The sequence below is a fragment of the Bacillus tuaregi genome, assembly GCF_900104575.1.
In the GTDB taxonomy this organism is placed as follows: domain Bacteria; phylum Bacillota; class Bacilli; order Bacillales; family Cytobacillaceae; genus Bacillus_BD; species Bacillus_BD tuaregi.
The window spans coordinates 675465-694561 of the sequence record NZ_LT629731.1; the positions used below are offsets into that span (position 1 = coordinate 675465).

Annotated in this window: 16 protein-coding genes and 1 pseudogene; 7 read left to right on the forward strand and 10 right to left on the reverse strand. The window is 42.3% G+C overall.

Annotation, left to right across the window (positions count from 1 at the left end):
* The first annotated feature begins 2 nt into the window (after positions 1–2).
* The 3 genes and pseudogenes from rbsK (at position 3) to BQ5321_RS25185 (ending at position 3424) form a co-directional block, all read left to right on the forward strand.
* A complete protein-coding gene (rbsK, locus tag BQ5321_RS05450) occupies positions 3–941 on the forward strand; it encodes a ribokinase (RefSeq protein ID WP_071393551.1) in 939 nt (312 codons plus the stop codon).
* Positions 942–1447: 506 nt separating this feature from the next.
* Positions 1448–2485: pseudogene (locus BQ5321_RS25180) on the forward strand (HAMP domain-containing protein); the annotation flags it as partial.
* Positions 2477–3424, forward strand: a complete 948-nt coding sequence (locus BQ5321_RS25185) for a methyl-accepting chemotaxis protein (protein ID WP_390622182.1) — start codon at positions 2477–2479, stop codon at positions 3422–3424. The pseudogene BQ5321_RS25180 and the gene BQ5321_RS25185, both read left to right, overlap by 9 nt.
* 588 nt (positions 3425–4012) lie before the next feature.
* Here BQ5321_RS25185 and BQ5321_RS05460 read toward each other — a convergent pair.
* Positions 4013–4567 (reverse strand): ECF transporter S component, encoded by a 555-nt coding sequence (locus tag BQ5321_RS05460; protein WP_071396786.1) that lies wholly within the window; start codon positions 4565–4567, stop codon positions 4013–4015.
* Between the two features lie 433 nt (positions 4568–5000).
* Here BQ5321_RS05460 and BQ5321_RS05465 point away from each other — a divergent pair, with 433 nt between their 5' ends.
* A complete protein-coding gene (locus BQ5321_RS05465) occupies positions 5001–5849 on the forward strand; it encodes a pyridoxamine kinase (protein WP_071393553.1) in 849 nt (282 codons plus the stop codon).
* An 80-nt stretch (positions 5850–5929) separates the two neighbouring features.
* Here the strand turns inward: BQ5321_RS05465 and BQ5321_RS05470 are convergent, their stop codons facing one another.
* Together BQ5321_RS05470 and prxU are read right to left on the reverse strand one after the other, a co-directional pair.
* Positions 5930–6370 (reverse strand): hypothetical protein, encoded by a 441-nt coding sequence (locus tag BQ5321_RS05470; protein ID WP_071393554.1) that lies wholly within the window; start codon positions 6368–6370, stop codon positions 5930–5932.
* A gap of 591 nt (positions 6371–6961) precedes the next feature.
* On the reverse strand, positions 6962–7678 hold the full coding sequence (gene prxU / locus BQ5321_RS24370) for a thioredoxin-dependent peroxiredoxin (protein WP_084786663.1): 717 nt from the start codon (positions 7676–7678) through the stop codon (positions 6962–6964).
* A gap of 227 nt (positions 7679–7905) precedes the next feature.
* On the opposite strand from prxU, the gene BQ5321_RS05485 reads away from it, so the two are divergent.
* The gene (locus tag BQ5321_RS05485; RefSeq protein WP_071393556.1) at positions 7906–9027 is read left to right on the forward strand and encodes a M20 metallopeptidase family protein; all 1122 of its coding nucleotides are present in this window, start codon (positions 7906–7908) and stop codon (positions 9025–9027) included.
* A 97-nt stretch (positions 9028–9124) separates the two neighbouring features.
* On the opposite strand, the gene BQ5321_RS05490 is transcribed toward BQ5321_RS05485, so the two are convergent.
* The 3 genes from BQ5321_RS05490 to BQ5321_RS05500 form a co-directional block, all read right to left on the reverse strand.
* The gene (locus BQ5321_RS05490) at positions 9125–10336 is read right to left on the reverse strand and encodes a NupC/NupG family nucleoside CNT transporter (protein ID WP_071393557.1); all 1212 of its coding nucleotides are present in this window, start codon (positions 10334–10336) and stop codon (positions 9125–9127) included.
* Positions 10337–10431: 95 nt separating this feature from the next.
* Positions 10432–11232 (reverse strand): CPBP family intramembrane glutamic endopeptidase, encoded by an 801-nt coding sequence (locus tag BQ5321_RS05495; RefSeq protein ID WP_071393558.1) that lies wholly within the window; start codon positions 11230–11232, stop codon positions 10432–10434.
* A gap of 221 nt (positions 11233–11453) precedes the next feature.
* Positions 11454–13145, reverse strand: coding sequence for an L-lactate permease (locus BQ5321_RS05500; RefSeq protein ID WP_071393559.1), 1692 nt, complete (start codon positions 13143–13145; stop codon positions 11454–11456).
* Positions 13146–13754: 609 nt separating this feature from the next.
* Between BQ5321_RS05500 and BQ5321_RS05505 the strand changes: the two genes are divergently transcribed.
* Positions 13755–14033, forward strand: a complete 279-nt coding sequence (locus BQ5321_RS05505) for a chorismate mutase (protein WP_071396788.1) — start codon at positions 13755–13757, stop codon at positions 14031–14033.
* Between the two features lie 979 nt (positions 14034–15012).
* Here BQ5321_RS05505 and BQ5321_RS05510 read toward each other — a convergent pair.
* The 4 genes from BQ5321_RS05510 to BQ5321_RS05525 form a co-directional block, all read right to left on the reverse strand.
* Entirely contained in the window at positions 15013–15240 is a 228-nt protein-coding gene (locus BQ5321_RS05510; protein ID WP_071393560.1) for a hypothetical protein, read from the reverse strand.
* A gap of 4 nt (positions 15241–15244) precedes the next feature.
* Entirely contained in the window at positions 15245–15565 is a 321-nt protein-coding gene (locus BQ5321_RS05515) for a YbjQ family protein (protein ID WP_071393561.1), read from the reverse strand.
* Between the two features lie 159 nt (positions 15566–15724).
* A complete protein-coding gene (locus BQ5321_RS05520; RefSeq protein WP_261798754.1) occupies positions 15725–16792 on the reverse strand; it encodes a sensor domain-containing diguanylate cyclase in 1068 nt (355 codons plus the stop codon).
* A gap of 6 nt (positions 16793–16798) precedes the next feature.
* Positions 16799–17404 carry a PAS domain-containing protein gene (locus BQ5321_RS05525; RefSeq protein ID WP_071393563.1) on the reverse strand — a complete coding sequence of 202 codons (606 nt, stop codon included), beginning with the start codon at positions 17402–17404 and terminating at the stop codon, positions 16799–16801.
* Positions 17405–17651: 247 nt separating this feature from the next.
* Between BQ5321_RS05525 and BQ5321_RS05530 the strand changes: the two genes are divergently transcribed.
* Positions 17652–18851: a CynX/NimT family MFS transporter gene (locus tag BQ5321_RS05530; protein WP_071393564.1), complete on the forward strand. Its 1200-nt coding sequence runs from the start codon at positions 17652–17654 to the stop codon at positions 18849–18851.
* Positions 18852–19097 lie beyond the last annotated feature (246 nt).

Genomic DNA, 19097 nt, shown 5'->3' on the forward strand with positions numbered 1-19097 from the left:
TCATGGATATAGCGGTTATTGGATCCAATATGGTGGATCTTATTACATATATTGATAAAATGCCGAAAGAGGGAGAAACCCTTGAAGCACCGAGCTTTGAGCTTGGCTGTGGCGGTAAAGGAGCAAATCAGGCAGTAGCAGCAGGTAAACTCGGCTCCAAGGTCATGATGCTGACGAAGGTAGGGGATGATATTTTTGGCGGCAATACGATTCAAAATCTAGAAAGCTTTGGAATTGATACAACATTTGCATGCAAGGTTCCAGGAACGCCAAGTGGTGTAGCTCCTATTTTCGTAGATCCGCAATCAAAAAACCGTATCCTTATTGTGAAGGGCGCGAATCAGCATCTTTTACCAGCGGAAATTGATAAGGCAGAAATGCAACTGAAAAAATGCTCTGTGATTGTCCTACAATTAGAAATACCTTTGGAAACGATTTATTATGCTATCGACTTTGGTGTGAAGCATCAGATTCCAGTTATTTTAAATCCTGCTCCAGCATCAAAGGAATTGGATTTTGACTATGTGTGTAAATGTGATTTCTTTATGCCAAATGAGTCCGAATTAGAAATTTTAACGGGTATGCCAGTAGAGACAGAGGAACAGGTTCGTAAAGCAGCCTCCTATCTGATTGAAAAAGGTGTGAAAAATGTCATTGTCACCATGGGCAGTCGAGGTGTTTTATGGGCAACAAAGGACAATGCTCAACGTATAGATGCTTATCGTGTAGATGCCATTGATACGACAGGGGCAGGTGATGCATTCATTGGCTGCTTCACTCACTATTATGTACAGACAAAGGATATCCTGCATTCCATCCAAATGGCTACAGGCTTCGCTGCATTAAGCGTAACAAAAAGAGGAACACAAATTTCCTATCCGACTAAGGATGAATTAACCCAATTTGTAACTGAAAAAGGTTTAAGAGCAGTAAGCCAATAAAAAAGCTAGGGAACAATCTAATTCTTTCAGCATTATTAAATAGGAAAAAACAGTCAATTCTCTATTAGAGTTGGCTGTTTTTGTTGGTTGATATGCTTTTCCGTTACGATAAACCTTTGTAAAGAATAAGGCGTGCCTTACAATAACTAGTTGGAATTAATTGATTGGTGCCTGTCACCCAATCCTTTCATTGGAAAAGAAGTACACTGAAACAGAGGGATTAGAGATCTATTTTTCTGCCCTTAATAGACAAAATTTTAGGACTATATTCATATTATTGCGATTGAATGATAGAAAATATATGATTTAATTAGAGATTTATAGATAAAAAGAGGTTAATTTTTCGCAATTTATAATCAATTATTGGGTGTAAGGAAGGGGTCGTATCATTCATGATTCAATTTAAATACATAATGGAAAGAAGGTTGATGTGATATCTCAATATCTAAATTTTTTTTATAAATGAAGGGATATTCTGGTCAAAAACCATAAAAAGAGGGGCATCTATGAAAAATTTCTTTCGCAAATTCAATCATATTAAATCTAAGCTCATACTAGCGTTTGCTTTCATATTAATTATCCCTATCTTGATAGTAGGAGGTTTATCCTATATAACTGCAAAAAATACAGTCGAGACAGAAGTATTAGCTGGCATTGATGAAAATTTAAATTTATTGAATTTAACGATTAATAAAGAGATTGAATCTAAATTGCAAAATATAAAGTATTTCTCTCGTATCATTCAGATACAACTCGATCAAGAGGGCAATGAACGTTTTGTGCGTGAGAAATTTGATTCTTTCATTAATAACAACCCAGAGGTCACAACTATTTATGTAGGGACCAATTACGGAGCATTTATCCAGGAACCCAATGTAGCCATGGAGGCGGACTATGATCCTAGAGATAGAGATTGGTATAAAGAGGCGATGGCGAAAAAAGGTGAAGCTGTAATCTCGGCACCGTATATTTCTGAAAGTACAAATGGAATGGTTGTGACGATTTCCCAAACCACTAATGATGGGTCAGCTGTTATGGCTGTCGATATCGATTTAGCCTACCTACAGGAATTAACAGACCAAGTGAAAATTGGTGAAGGCGGGTTTGTGCTCCTTTTAGATAAAAATAAAAAATTCATATCTCATCCGGAGAATGAAGGGGGAAGTGAGGCTGCCGAGGATTATTACAATAAATTATATGATAAGGAAAAAGGCGAATTTGAGTACACCGTAAATCATGAACAGAAGATCATGAGCTTCACAACGAATGAAGTAACAGGCTGGAAGCTAGGAGGAAATCTCGTCACAAAAGAGATAAGCGAGCGGGCTGCCTCCATACTCAAAACCTCCATACTCGTGATGGTAGCGTCAGTCATCATTGGTTGTTTTGCGGTCTTATTTATTATTAAATCTATACTCCAACCTATTAGGGAAATCAAGGAAAAAGCGATTACCATTAGCCAGGGTGATTTAACTGAATCTATTCAAATCAAAACAAATGATGAACTTGGACAGCTAGGAGAAGCGTTTAATGAAATGCAGGACAGTCTACGACAGCTTGTGCAAAAAATAGAAGCAAGCGCTAAAGAAGTGACAGATGCATCAGAAGAATTATCGACCCATGCTTTTCACACCGGTCAAGCGACAGAGCAGGTGACAGTAGCAATCCAAGGGGTTTCAGCCAGTGCTGAGAAACAAACACAGAAAATGGAAGAAAACACTCAATCCTTGCAGGAAGTTTCGCAGGGTGTGCTGAGAATCGCTGAAAATTCTTCAAAAGTGTCAACGCTTTCAAAGCATGCTTCACAATATGCAGAGGATGGCGGCAAGGCGGTAAACGACACGGTGAATCAAATGCAATCTATTTATGAAACGGTGACACAATCCAATAATGTCATCAAAACGTTAAATGATCGCTCAAAAGAAGTTAACTCGATTGTGGAGGTCATTACCAGTATTGCAGATCAAACGAATTTACTTGCCTTGAATGCAGCCATTGAAGCAGCCCGTGCAGGTGAACATGGAAAAGGATTTACGGTTGTGGCTGATGAGGTGCGTAAATTAGCTGAACAATCACAGCATTATGCAAAAGAGATTTATCTGATAATCGAAAGAATCCAGTTTGATACCGATCAATCTGTAAAAATTATGACACAGGTTATGTCGGATGTTCAGACCGGGGTTCAGATTTCAAGGGATGCAATCGATAAATTCAATCGAATTATCAGCTCTACTAACGAAATGGCTCCACAAATGCAAGAGGTTTCCGCAGCAGCCGAGCAAATGGCAGCGGCTGTTCAAGAGGTGACAGGCATCGCCAATGAGCTTTCCGCCATTGCACAGGGAAATGCCGCAACCTCCGAAGAAGTAGCGGCTTCAACCGAACAACAAATGGCCGCCATGGAGGAAATTTCCATCTCCTCCAGTAAGCTCTCCTCCATGGCAGAAGAACTCTATGGAGCTGTATCACAGTTTAAGTATTAAAGTGAGTGGGGATAGTTTTTTTCTCTGTTGCTATTTTGATGAACATTTGAAGCACCTTGGGAATTAATACAGATAGATCGGATGGCCACTTCTTCGTTTCGGACATACAACAGGTGATCCTGATAAAAGAAAAAACAGCCAATTCTCTATTATTTAAGAGAGTTGGCTGTTTTTGTTAGACGATATGCTTTTCCGTTACAATAAACCTTTATAAAGAGTTAGACGTGCCTTACTATATTCTTTTACATATTTTTTATAATCTGCTATGAATTTTTTGATAAGGTTAGTACTCTTTCTCATGTGTGAACGCCCCTTTGTTTTTATGTACAATTTCTACTCTATTTGATGGTCCTATTATCATACTTTGTGAAGTGTTTTACAAAGTTGTTGAAAACGGTAACATTGACAATGTAAGCGAACTTCATGGAAGTAATACTCTCGTTTTCTCCCGTTTTCTTTGATTTTAAACTAATCACAATAAAAAGGTAAATGATGACGAGAAAGTACAGGAAAAGGTGACGCATATAGGGGGAGAAGAGGACAACCAAATGAAAAAGGGATGAGGAAAAACGTCTCATCCCAGCTTTTTTATTTATCCCTTAAATAAGGAACCTTCTTCAATGCAGCACATACCGGAATAGCAATGATGATTCCGACTACGTTTTGCACGAGGTCTCCTGGTATAGAAGCGAGTGGTGCAATCCAATTCCCATAAAGAATGACTTCACCTAAGTAATACACAGCAACCATAAAAGGAATGGAAACGATGGTGGCTGTGATATTTAAAGCCATGCTGTTGCCTTTACGGCCTTTTGACCAGGCGATTTTACCGACGATGAATCCCTGTAAACCGCGGGATACGAACGTAATGGGAGCCCAGACCAACCAGCCGCCGACTAAATCAAATAATCCCATTCCAATCGCACCAGCAAGTGCCCCTTTTTTCGGACCAAATAGGATGGAGGCAATGAATAGCATCGCCGTTCCGAGATGAACCAAACCGCCATTTGCCGCAATGGGCAGTCGAATATTTAATAAGAAAGTAGAGAGAAAAACGAGTGCCACAAGCATGGATGTCATGATTAAATCAAAGGTTTTATGTCCGGGCTTTGCATAGCTTTGAGTATTTTCCATATTCTGCATATCCATAATCCTTTCTCACTATAAGTTATCTGTGATTTTAGCAAAGGTCTGGTATATAGAAAAGTGCCATATTATTAAAATACTTCAGTCCATATTTTTGGGATGCAAGAGAAATTACCGCCACTTCCTTATGGCAGCTAGGCTGCAAATGCTGAAATGTAAGGAACCTCCAGTGCTATATCAGGATTTTCTGCCATCCATATTTGTGTTAAGATGATTAAAGTTTAACTTCATTCAGCATTCATCCTCCACTTCTACAAGCGGGGGATGAGTGCAAATGTTTCTTCGATTTAATGGGGGTTCAAACCCCGGCTGTATGAAGTTAAGCCTCCGGCGAGTCTTGCGTTTTTTTTAAGGCAATTTACCCGAGCGAGCTCAGGTAAGCCGGACGCAAATTCGACGGGCGAATTTGATTGGCCTTATGGAGGTACATATGAAAAAAGTTGCAGTAATTCAGGATTTATCTTCTTTTGGAAAATGTTCATTGACGGCTGCGATACCGGTTCTTTCTGTTATGGGCGTACAGGCATGTCCCTTACCAACGGCCATTTTAACGGCGCAAACCGGTTATCCAAGCTTCTTTTATGAGGATTTCACCTCTAAAATGCAGTATTTCGTAGACGAATGGAGTAAGCTGGAGGTCACCTTTGATGGAATTTACACAGGCTTCGTGACCGGTGAGGAGCAGATTAATAATATCTTTCACTTTTTAGATACCTTTTACCAGAAGGAAACCCTTGTCCTTGTTGATCCCGTGATGGGCGATAGCGGAGAGGTCTACAAGCTTTTTACCGCTCAATTGCTGGCCCGCATGAAGGAGCTTGTGAAGCGGGCAGATGTGATTACACCCAATATTACAGAATGCTGTTTATTAACCGGCATGTCCTATGAAAAGCTTCAGAGCTATAGCAATGAACAGGATTATCTGGTGGCAGCAGAGGAAGCTGGAAGTCTGCTGCAGCAGGAAACCGGTGCACAGGTGATTATCACGGGAATGAGCCCACCGCCAAAGGCAGGAAATGAGCGGTATATCGGAAATATGTATTTGGATGGGAAAAGAACCTTTTATCATAGCATACAGTACAATGGAAAAAGCTATTCGGGTACTGGTGATTTATTTGCTTCGATTATTATGGGAAGCATGATGCGTGGAGAAAATCTGGAGAAAGCAGTTCAGCTTGCGGTAGCCTTTCTGACAGAGGCAATCCATGATGCGACCGTAGAGAACATTCCTACAATTGAAGGAGTCCATTTCGAAAAATTCCTCAAAATGCTACTGTAGGGGAAAAAAGGGCGACGGCTCTGAGTCCCAATAGTACTTGAAAAAAGTACTCGCTTGGAACAAAAGAGCCGCCCCCTGCATTATCCGAGCTTTTCTAAAAATTGTATCGCTTCATCGGCATCTTCTGTGAGATAAAGGGTTTTTTGAAAATCAAATAGGGCTCGGTCCTCTGCCGCTTGGTAGTCGGCAATGGAGAGAAGGCCAAAGAATTTTTTCCACTTATGCTCTTTCTCCAGTCGCTCTGTCTCTCTTTTTATTTTGCCATGATCAATCTCGTTTATGATAATACAGGGCTTTGAAAAATCCGGTTGATAAAAGCGTCTGTACAGAATTTGCAGCTGTCTTGGATCCAATTCCCCCTTCACTAAGCCGGACAGAATCCCCACATTTTCAGCTTCATCCATGATTTTTTCCGTCATGCTGTCATAATTATCCAGATTGGTTCCTTCCTCTGTAATGATTCCAACACAATACCAAATCTGCTCCTCTTCCTCTTTTTGCTTTTTCTTTTTAAAAAACAAAACGGCCCCCACCTTTTTAAAAAATAATACTAATCAAAATAGTTAATATATTCCTACTATAGCATTTCAACCGTCATCCTACACACTCATTTTGGTTGGCTTTTCTTTATATGAAACAATTGATAGGTAGAGGCTTCATGAAATAGAATGTTTCAGAGGACCATCGACAAAGAGGGGACGATGTGGTTGATTGAAAATAAGTCTGAGAGAACGGCGGCCACTTTTAAAAAAAGAAGTGTTAATCAGGAGTGTTGATTTTCGTTCCAGGCACTTCGCTTTCCTGCGGGCGACCGCCGAGCCTCCTCGACACTACGTGTCTGCGGGGTCTCGACTGCCTCGCTTCTCCCGCGGGAGTCTTCGTGCCTTCCACTACAATCAACCTGCTAATCAACCATGTACAATTACACAGCCTTTTAAATAAGAAAACCACCAGTACCGTTTCATAGGTAGTGCTGATGGTTTCCTTTTAGCTTATGGAATAGCTTATATCATATCTATCAATGATAGATTCAACTCTAATAAGATTCTATTCTATGTGAATCAAGTAACATATGGTTTCAGAAAAAATGATTAGATGCTTAATCACCTCGGTTAGTCTTCAAAAGCTTCCTTTACAGACCATTCTTTCCATACGTTTCCAACTAAATCTGGTCCTGGCTTTAATGTGGTTTTTCCAGGTCTCCAGCCGGATGGAGTAACCTCAGCGCCGCCCGTTTCACGGACAAGCTGGAAGGCTTTAATTTGGCGGAAGGTTTCGCTGACATTTCGACCAACTGGAGGTGTTAGAACCTCAAAGCCTTGAATGATTCCATCAGGGTCAATAATAAAACGGCCTCTTGTTTCAACTGCGCCATTCTCATCATAAATGCCATACATTTTCCCGATGCCGCCATCCTGGTCTGATAACATTTGGAAGGGGATGTCCTTGCCAATCATTTTGGACAGCTCATTGTCATTCCACATTTTGTGGACGAAGACGCTGTCAACACTGACAGACAATACTTCAACACCTAGTGCTTTTAACTCTTCATACTTTTCAGCGACCGCTGAAATTTCGGTAGCTCAAACGAAGGTAAAATCCCCAGGATAGAAGCAGAGCAATACCCATTTTCCTTTATGCTCTGAGAGGGTGGTCTCGACAAACTTTCCTTGGTAAAAAGCAGGGGCAGAAAATTCTGGTGCTGGTTGTCCAACTTTAACCATTGAATCCTTCATCTCCTTTACAGTTTCCTCGATTACGGCAACTGGCTCTTGTTTCGGTTTTTTCACTTGCGGCCTTTGACATCCAGGCTTAAATTCCTCGGGCATGCACTCACCTTCCTCCAAATGTAATGGATGACTTCTGCATCAACATTATTTTACCATATTATTCCGCCTATTCTGTCTTCTGTTCTGACAATTCGATGAATGACTATCTGTTCACATTAGATAAAAACGATTAGTTAAAACTATTTCATTGCAAGAATGGCATACGAATGCTATAAACAATCCATAAGAGGAATAATAAATCATATGAATAAAAGGGGAAAGGTTCTTTGGAAAATAAACATTTAGAGCTTGTCAGAAAGCTACGTCATGAATTACATATGCACCCGGAGCTTTCAAATGAAGAGGTATGGACAAAGCAGCGCTTATTAAGTTTTATCCAGGAGCATTCAAAGCTGGAGATTGTGGATAAAGGCAATTGGTTCTACGCGATTTACCACGCAGGTGAGGGGAAAAGGAATATTGCCTTTCGAGCAGATTTTGATGCATTGCCAATGGAGGAGAGTCTCGATATTCCACATGCTTCGAGGATTCCTGGCAAAGCACATAAATGTGGACATGACGGGCACTCTGCATCACTGGCCGGCTTTGCGTTGGAGGTTGATCAAAAGGGTGCTGATCACAATATTTATTTCCTGTTCCAGCCTGCTGAGGAAACGGGTGACGGTGCAATTCAGTGCGTCGGTTTTATAAAAGAGCATAGCATCGACGAAATATTTTCCTACCATAATATGAGTGGGATGAGGTTCAAAACGGTTCATGTCATTGAAGGAACGGCTCAATTTGCTTCAAAGGGAATGACGATTAGGATGGAGGGCTCACCGGCACATGCTAGCCAGCCCGAGGATGGGGTGAATCCTGCCTTTGCGCTAGCAAATATTATCAATCGAATTCCTGAGTTCACAGCACCTGAGAACCATAAAGGACTTGTATTATGTACGGTCGTTCAAGTCGATATCGGAGAAAAAGCCTTTGGTATGTCGGCCAGCAGAGGGGAGCTGCTTCTGACCATCCGTGCTCAATATGAGGAAGAATTGGATCAACTGCAGGACGATTTGGAGAAGCTGGCAATCGCACAGGCTGAGGCATATGGAATCAAAACGGTAACCATCAGCTATCAGGATGAATTTCCGGAAACCAAAAATCACAAGGAAAGCATTGCAAAGGTCCGCAAGGTTTGTAGGGAAAAGGGGATTGAAGTCGTAGACATGCCGGAAGCCTGGCGGGCATCCGAAGATTTCGGTCACTACACCAAAGCAACGAAAGGAGCTATGGTCTACATTGGAAACGGCGAAGACTACCCGCAAATCCATACCTATGAATATGATTTCAGGGATGAAATTATTGAAACCGCCGTCGAGCTATTTAAGGGACTTGCTTCGGTGAAATAATAGTAGAAGAGTTCATTGTTTTTCATCTCTTTTCATCGTAAAAAAATCCCCAATCAGTCCTCTGTTTGGGGATTTTTGCGGTTGCCTTTTGAAACTTCTATAAAAACATCCCGGCAATAGCGGCACTTAATAGTGATGCAAGCATGCCGGCGGCAACGGAGCGAAGACCCATTTTGGCAATGTCTGGCCGTCTACTTGGAGCAAGTCCACCGATTCCCCCTAGCAGAGATGCTAGGGAGGTTAAGTTGGCAAAGCCGCATAGTGCAAAGCTGACGACGATAACCGTTTTTGGCGTAAGCTCGGGTATTTGCGGAGCAAAGGCGGTATAAGCAACAAATTCATTTAAGACGAGCTTCTGCCCGATATAGCTTCCGGCAGCAACAGCCTCCGACCACGGCACCCCGACGGCAAAGGCTAGTGGGGAGAAGATGATACCCAAAATCCCTTCCATCGTCAGGTTCGGATATCCGAACAATCCACCAATCCCTCCAAAAATCAAATTAATTAAGGCGATTAAGGAAATAAACGCCAAAAGCATCGCCCCGATATTCAAGGCAAGGGAGAGACCATCACTGGCACCACGTGCTGCTGCATCAATAACATTCGTGGAGGCGGTATCAGTTTCCATTTTAAAACCCTTTTCCTCAATTTTTTCCGTTTCAGGAACAACCAGCTTTGCCATAATTAATCCGGCAGGGGCAGCCATGAAACTGGCTGCCAATAAATAATTCATCGGAACCCCTAATAGGGCGTAACCAACAAGGGTTGAGCCGGCAACTGACGCCAGTCCGCCTGTCATAACAGCGAAAAGCTCTGATTGAGACATTTTTGGCAGAAAAGGCCGTATGACAAGCGGTGCTTCTGTCTGTCCAACAAAAATATTAGCGGCAGCTGACATGGATTCGGCCTTACTCGTTCCTAGCAGCTTGGCTAAACCACCGCCAATGATGTTAATGAAGAATTGCATAATTCCTAGATAATAAAGCACTGAAATTAGAGAGGAAAAGAAAATAATAATCGTTAATACCTGAAAAGCAAAGACAAAACCGAAGTTGGCCGTATCGGCAGCGGGCCCAAATACAAAGCTAATCCCTTCAGCAGCACTGTTAATCACATCCTGAACCCGATCTGATACCCAGCTGATTCCAGCTCGTCCAGCGTTCCATTTTAGCACAATAAAGGCAAATAGTATTTGAATCGCCAATCCCCCTAAAATGGTCCTCATATTAATCGCCTTTCGATTGGTTGAAAGTAAAAAAGCTAACCCAAACACAACCAAAATCCCTGCTATTCCCCATAATACATTCATACTGTCACCTCAATAACGATATTGTTAGTAAGTATCTTTTCCTGCGGAGGAATAACTTACTCGTAAAGTTTTGCAGCGACAGTAGGGCTGGCTATTTATATTATTCGTTTGTGCATTTTGTTGTATATCACAACGGTTACAATTGAAACAAGAACAATCACAGCATTTGCGGCAAAGGTTCCCGCCCATGTCATAGTCATGGTGCCGAAGATGGGGGAGGCCGCATTGAACATGGTGTGGAATATTACGCACATAAACACACGGCCCTTTCCTGATATTTTGTAGATTGCCCCGTTGAAAAACCGAAACGCAATGAGTTGAACGGCAAACATCCAAAAGTTAATGAGTCCCTCTCCGTGATTCGTCCCTGGAATGAAGAAGAGAGGGATATGCCATAAAATCCAAATGAATCCAGCAAAAATAGAAGACAAAACAAAACCGTATTTTTTATCAAGCTCAGGCTGTAGTATGTACATCCAACCAGCTTCCTCTAAGCCGCCGATAATAAGATTACCAGGCAGGGAAAGGAAGAAAGTATAAAATGGAAGCACCATTTCGGTACGGCCTGAAACTGCCATATGTATCAAAAAATAAAGTGCAAGTCCTGCAACAACGAACAAATAGATAGATAAGCTATTTTTGGCATAAAAAACCGTTTTCAACCATTCCTTGAAACCTGTTATTTTGTTACTTTTCTTCAGAACGATGTAGGAAGCGATAGCGGGTGACAAAATATAGAGTGAATAAGGGATATTCATTCCCAATTGCTGTAACGAGTGAACCCAATTATGAACCGTATATCCGAATGGCCCAAGAGCAATCAAAGCACCTGACACAAGATAGGCTATGCAAAATGTCAGCATTGTAAATTGTACGGTGATTTTTGTATCAGTCACGATTTCCTCATCTCACCTTTTAACTAATGTTTGCTTTCTGCCAATTCAAAGTTGCGCTCCGCACAAAATATAAATAATCTCCATTACAAATTCTCCTTTATCGACTTGTTTCTAAGCTAATTATAGCACTATTTCGTGGTACATTTATTTTTCCGGTACGACGTGAGCTCATGCATTATCAAGTAGTTTAAGCATTACTATCAATCGAAATCGATAAATTCTTACGGTATCATCCACGACAGGACGTTGCTTTGCAGGAAGGTCAATATTCCAACCAGAATGACTAGGAAAAAGCTATGCTTTAGCGTAAAGCGAAGTAAATCAGATTCCTTGCCTGCCAGTCCAACAGCGGCACAGGCAACGGCAATCGATTGTGGTGATATCATTTTTCCGGTAACGCCACCGGAAGCATTGGCAGCGACTGCAAGCAACGGGTCCATGCCAACCTGCATGGCCGATATTTTTTGCAGATTCCCAAACAAGAGGTTGGCTGAGGTATCTGATCCTGTAATAAAGACACCGAGCCAGCCAAGGAATGGAGAGAAGAATGGGAATAATGAACCTGTTTTGGCGATAACCATCCCAAGCGCGTGTGTCATCCCGGCGGTGTTGGCTACATAGGCAAAGGCTACGACAGAACCAATGGTTAAAAGAGGGCGCTTCAATTCCTGTATCGTTTCAAAAAAGGTGAATAACCAATTCCTCCAGGATAAACGAGTAATATATTTTGTAATCAAACAGGCTATTAAGATAGCAGTCCCTGCCGCACCTAATAATTCAAGCTTGTATACAGCGGTAATCGCTTCACCTGCTGCATTGAAAATTTTATTATGTAAAAAGGGTACCTCCGGTGAATAGGTGAGCACTTGTCCGAGTGAATTCACTTCTTTTAGAAGGCTATTCGTTCCTTCATACTGTCCAGTCAATGCTGCCTTCATGTCATGAATACCCCAAAAGGAAATGAGTGCGGTTAAGACTAAAAACGGAGACCATGCTTTGAATACCTGTCGACCTGTATAGTGAAATCCGTTTACTCTTCCATTTTTTACTGCTAAAGGTGTAGCCTTTTTTTCTTCCCCTTTAAAGTTGAAAATCGTTTTTGGTTTCCAAAATCTTAAGAAAATGACAAGCGCCAATAAGGAGACCAAGGCCGATAGAATGTCTGGTAATTCAGGTCCTAAGAAGTTTGAGGTTAAAAATTGCGTGAGGGCAAAGGACAGTCCTGAAACAAGGATGGCAGGAAGTATCTCAATGGCTCGTCTGAAGCCTGCCATTAGGATGACCAAGTAAAGCGGAACAAACAGGGAAATAAAGGGAAGCTGGCGTCCGACCATTTTAGATATTTCCATGGCATCCATCCCGACAGGACCTGCCATCGCAGTAATCGGAATCCCAATCGCTCCAAAGGCCACAGGTGCTGTATTGGCTAATAGACAAATCCCTGCAGCGTATAATGGGTGAAAGCCTAAACCTACAAGCAAGGCGGCTGAAATCGCAACAGGTGCCCCGAAGCCGGCAGCTCCTTCCAGGAAAGCTCCGAATGAAAAGGCAATCAGTAAAGCTTGTAAGCGGCGGTCCTCTGTAATCGATTGGACAGAGTTACGAATGATTTCGAACTGTCCGCTTTTGACCGAGAGCTTATAAAGAAATACAGACGTGACAATGATCCAGCCAATCGGTAATATACCATAGGCAGCCCCTTGACTGGCAGACATAATGGCCATTTCAGCGGGCATTTTGAAGGCGAAGATGGCAAGGACAACAGCTAGCACCAAAGTCTTTAATCCAGCTATATGTCCTGTCATTCGTTTAATCGCAAGTGCCCAGAAAAAATATAAAATAGGGAGAACAGCCACTAAGGCTGTTAGAGCTAAATTATCGAAAACGATCGTGAAATTTTGCGTAAATGTCATCGTTACACCCTCCCGCACATCCATACAGTAAAGTTAGCTTACTTATACTCATTCTATTTAGAAAAATTGAATAAAATGACATGAGTCTAGATTACCGGTTTGAACATTTATTAGAGATTGGTTTATACCTTGTTGAAGGCGTAGGGTGTATAAGGACCATTTAAGTGACTGTATGGGTAGTGGAAGGGTTGAAGATTTGGTACCATAAGAGGAAGTTCTTCTGAAGCTTTTGGGAAAGGATTTATTCTTAAAAAGATTCTCCGTATGGATGGTTCGAATTTTACCGAAGAATTTGCGCAAGAAAAGAATATATAGCTATAATTATTTTTTAATTATTGTTAAAATATAAAATATTATATTTAACTTCATTCAGCAAATGCTTTTTGTACCGAAAGCTTGCGACAGGTACAGAAGTCCTCCATTTCTAAAAGTGGGGCATGAATGCAAATGGCACTTCGATTCAGTGGGGGATCAAACTCCAGCTGAATGAAGTTAAGCCTCCGGCGGATGTCTCGGATTAATAAAGGTAGTTTATCGAGCGAGCTCGATAAAAATCCAGACGCAAATTCGACGGGCGAATTTGATTATAAAGGGGACAGGGTGGAACATATGGAGGAAATCAATCTAGAGGATTTACGGATTCAAATTGATAAAGTGGATCGTGAATTAATCAAATTACTAGCAGAACGTTTTGAGTTAACGGAGCAAGTGGGGGTATACAAAGCAAAAAAGAATCTGAATCCACAGGATAAAAGTCGAGAAGCTAAGCAATTTGAAAAATTGGAGAAGCTTTCCCTAGAAAATGGTCTAAATCCAGAATATGCTCAAAAAATCTTCAGATGTGTAATGGATATTGCCATATCCCGTCATCTAGAAATAGGAAAGTAGTCAGTACGATAAAAAAACTCTTCAGCAGGGGGCAGATGCTCGTGTAGTTTACACGATGATCTGCCCCTTTATTAGGCGGCCTTGTCCGATAGAAGGGTTCAAAAGCCCAAAGCGAGGTAAATCTGAGGCGGCCTTGTCCGATAGAAGGATTCAAAAGCCCAAAGCGAGGTAAATCTGAGGCCGCGTTGTCCGATAGAAGGGTTCAAAAGCCCAAAGCGGGGTAAATCGGAAGTCGAACTGTCCGATAGAAGGGTTCAAAAGCCCAAAGCGGGGTAAATCGGAAGTCGAACTGTCCGATAGAAGGGTTCAAAAGCCCAAAGCACGAGAAATCCGAGTTCAAACTGTCCGATAGAAGGGTTCAAAAGCCCAAAGCGTACGAAAACCGAGGCCAATCTGTCCGATAGAAGGATTCAAAAGCCCAATACACATGAAAACCGAGGCCAATCTGTCCGATAGAAGGGTTCAAAAGGCCAAAGCGGGGTAAATCCGAGGCCAATCTGTCCGATAGAAGGGTTCAAAAGCCCAAAGCACGAGAAATCCGAGTTCAAGCTGTCCGATAGAAGGGTTCAAAAGGCCAAAGCGGGGTAAATCGGAAGTCGAACTGTCCGATAGAAGGGTTCAAAAGCCCAAAGCGTACGAAAACCGAGGCCAACCTGTCCGATAGAAGGGTTCAAAAGCCCAAAGCACGAGAAATCCGAGGCCAATCTGTCCGATAGAAGGGTTCAAAAGCCCAAAGCACGAGAAATCCGAGGCCAACCTGTCCGATAGAAGGGTTCAAAAGCCCAAAGCGCATGAAAACCGAGGCCAACCTGTCCAATAGAAGGGTTCCAAAGACCAAACCGCATGAAAACCGAGGTCAACCTGTCCAATAAAAGGTTCAAAAGAGTCGAAATCAAGCATTGATACACTCGCAAATAAGGGCTTGAACATGCTAAGCATGCCACAAGCCCTCTTCCACGATAATATTTGAAATCGTACCTCAATCCTCTTCTTTATAAAATCGTTTACCCGTTTCTGGATGATAATAGACAACAAGCTTTTTTTTTGTTGTCGGGTCAATCGATACCTCGTTTGTCCGAATATACCCTTCTGGAACGTCTTTCCCATGTTTGGTTTTGAAGCGGCGGTCCCAAATAAACCAAGAGCCAAAAATGAGAATAGCCAAAATCAGAATCTGCAGTCCGAAATAGCCGAAAACCCACTCCATCTTTTTAATCCCGCTCAGCTATTACGGCGGTTCCGTAGGCAACGATTTCGCTCATGTTTTGTCCGATTTCACCTGAGTCATACCGCATCATGATAATCGCATTCGCACCCATTGCTTTCGCGTTTTCCACCATCCGGTCCATCGCCTGCTTCCTGGCGTCCTCGAGCATTTCAGTATACTGATTAATTTCGCCGCCGACCAATCCCTTAAAGGAAGCCATAATATCCTTGCCAATTCCCCTTGCCCTTACGGTTAGTCCAAATACAGGACCCTTCACCTCAACAATTTTATAGTTGGGGATTCGTTCTGTCGTCACTACTAGCATGGTGACCACACTCCATTCTTGGATTTATTCAATCGCTGCCTCTACCCTATGAAATTAATATATGAATCATCTCTCTCCATCATACCATAGGGCTTGTGAAGGTAGCATTATGGAACGAGTATGAGAAGGTGAATTCTTTTGAAAAAGGTATCACCATACTCAGCCATAAAACCTCCAAGTTCCTCTCCCAGCCTCCTTTGCCTTATACAAAGCATGATCGGCCTTCTTTAAAAGCGTATGGGCATCCATACCGTCCTCGGGGAAGAAGCTGATTCCGATACTCGTTGTCGTATGGACAACCTCTTCATCTAAATGAAAAGGCACCTCCATTGCCATAATGATTCTGTCTGCAAGGCTTATGACCTCTTTCGTTTCGGAAAAATGGGTCACATAAACAGCAAATTCATCGCCGCCTAAGCGGGCAAGAAACGAATGATCGCCGAGAAGATTATTTAAACGATTTGAGACATCAATGAGCAGCATATCGCCAAAGTCATGTCCGAGCGTATCATTAATCAGCTTAAAGCGGTCTAAATCTAGATAGAAGACAGCGAAGCTTTCCATTTCCACGCTGGATTCCTGTAAGACCTCAGCTAATTTCTTTTCGAAAAAGCGTCGATTCGGGAGGTTCGTTAAATGGTCATGGTTTGCCGTAAACTCCAGTGTTTTTTTCTGCTCTGTATCCTTTGTAATATCAGCCATAATCCCATCTAATCGAATCACCGTCCCGTCTTCATCCTGATAGGGGAGGACTTGGTGGTGAATCCATTTCACCTTTCCATCAGCAGCGACAATCCGGTGCTCATACGACATTTCTTTGCCATTTAACGCTTGGTTAAAATAATAAACAACCGAAAAGATATCCTCTGGATGAATATACTTAAACCAGGTAGGGTTCTTTTCAAGAAACTCGTTTTGGTCGACTCGATAGATTTCTTCAATTCCTTTTGAACAAAGGGTATAACGGCTTTGTCTGACGTCGTAGGACCAAATCCCAACACGTAGGCGGTCTGTCACCGACTTCATCTGTTCCTCATTTTCTTTTACCTTTAATTCTAGCAGTTTTTGCTCTGTTATGTCCTGAACGGTGCCAATGACTCGCACGGCTTTACCTGCTTCATTCTTCATGACATCTCCGCGTTGAAAAACAATTCGTTCTTCGCCATTGCTTCTGATGATGCGGTATTCCAGCTCGTAGCTTTGGCCGCTAGCTAGCGCCGTTTGAATGGTTTTCTAATAATTGCTGAAATCATTTGGATGAATTAATGCCGTAACCGTTTGCCAGCACGGAACAAAATCAGAATCATCGACTCCGAAAATTTCATAGGTTTGGTTCGGCCAGAATGATTGATCCTGAAACACATCATAATTAAAGCTCCCTATATTAGTAACTTTTTGAATGAATAGCAGATTATCATAAAGGTTTGAGATTTGATTTTTATATCCCTTTAAAGGTCGTAAATCCTGACATATACAAATAATGGTATCGGTTTCATAATTAATCAGAGTAATCTTAACCGGTATTTCATATCCTGTTTTATGAAGAAATGTAGCTTCAAAGGAAGAGGTTTGGTCCTTAAAGGCCTGCTGAATAGTAGAAGACATCCTTTTATACCTATCAGGGGACATCCATTTCTCGATGGAAAGACTGCGATTCTCAAGAGAATATCCCAGCAGGCTGCTTGCTTGCTCATTCATATAGATAATCTGATGTGCTTTATTAAGAACCATAACAGCATCTGGGTGTTCTGTGAACAATGGGTTTTTTTCAAACTCATGCTGTTGTGGGGCGGTGTGATTCGTTGTTGTTGGACTTAATAATCTTTTAAAAAAACCCATAGCTTTTCCTCCAAAAGAACACGATATTTCCTTTATACCATGAGAATCCTCCTTTGACTACAGGATATTAAAGTCAATCAATGGGTCTCTTTCCTCTGTCATTGCTTTACTAAATCAAGGTTCTAGGTATACAACCATTATTATAACGAAAAATATTCTTATTACACTTCTCGTGGGCGTATGATTTCGACACTGAATTGGAACATGTTATAGTATAGAATAGTTTGTATCGAGAGGAGCTCGTCTAATGGTATCACCTGATTCAGCCATCAAAACAAAATCGTTATACATAAGCCTATTTATTGTCGGAATTGTGCTAGTCTCCTTCAATTTACGTCCAGCCATTACCTCTGTTGGGCCTTTGGTCGGTATGATACAGGAGGATATGGGACTCGCACACTGGAGTGCCGGGCTGTTAACTAGTCTGCCCCTTATCTGTTTCGCCTTCATGTCACCGCTCGTCCCGAAAATCGCCAACCACTTTCACAATGAGCTGACGATGCAAATTGGTCTCATTGCCATTCTGGTCGGAATACTCATCCGTACCATATCAAGCGTATTTTTTCTTTTTGCCGGAACCTTTTTAATCGGCATCGGGATTGCGATTTGCAATGTACTGCTTCCCGTTGTGATCAAGGATAAATTCCCAGCCAAGTTCGGATTAATGACAAGCGTCTATTCGACTTCAATGGGTCTGATTGCTTCGCTGGCATCAGGCTTCAGCGTCCCCTTGGCTGTCGGAATGGACCTTGGCTGGCAGCGGTCCCTGCTTGTCTGGGGAATTCCAGCTGTGTTAGCCATTATTTTATGGGTCTTTTTAATAAAAAAAAGCAAAGGACACAAAGGGGATATGAAAAGGTCGTCCTCTATCAGAGGTGGGGTTTGGCGCTCGCCGGTAGCCTGGTATGTCGCCTTATTCATGGGCTTTCAGTCGTTCTTATTTTACGTCACAGTAGCCTGGCTGCCTGAAATCCTGCATAGCTACGGTGTCAGTACCGCAACGGCAGGCTGGATGTTATCCTTCACACAGTTTATCGGACTACCGGCCAGCTTTTTTGTCCCCGTGATTGCGGGCAAGCTTCGCAGTCAGGCCTGGATTGCCGGTATCCTCGGGGCCTGTTCGATTCTTGGCTTTGGAGGCATCATGTTAGCCTCCTCATATGTCCTCCTAATCTTTAGCATTATCCTCCTTGGATTAGGCCTGGGCGGAAGCTTTCCATTAGGCTTGGCTTATTTGGGAATGAGAAGCAGGGATGCCAGACAGGCTGCCGAGCTTTCCGGTATGGCACAATCAGTCGGGTACATCCTTGCTGCAGTGGGTCCGATTGCAATCGGTTCGCTCTACGACGTAGCCCACACCTGGACCGTTCCGTTAATTACCTTAATCGCAGTCGGAGTCCTCGTCGGTCTTTTCGGAGCAAGCGCCGGCCGCAATCAATATGTATAGGCAGTTTGAAGAAGCAGGGGATCCGTTCTCCTGCTTTTTCTTTTTAAGCTATTACGAGCACATTTAGCAGGCAATTAATACGGTGAGCCTTTCAATTGTAGACGTTTGTTGAACAAAAAGGTTTCTGGGAGGGATTGATAGAGAGATGTCGAATGGTGTAAGGATAGAGAGCGATTATTCTTATTAGTCAAAATTCGAAGGACGAATTTGATAATAGCTTGTTCCTTTCTGATGCTTGGGGATGAT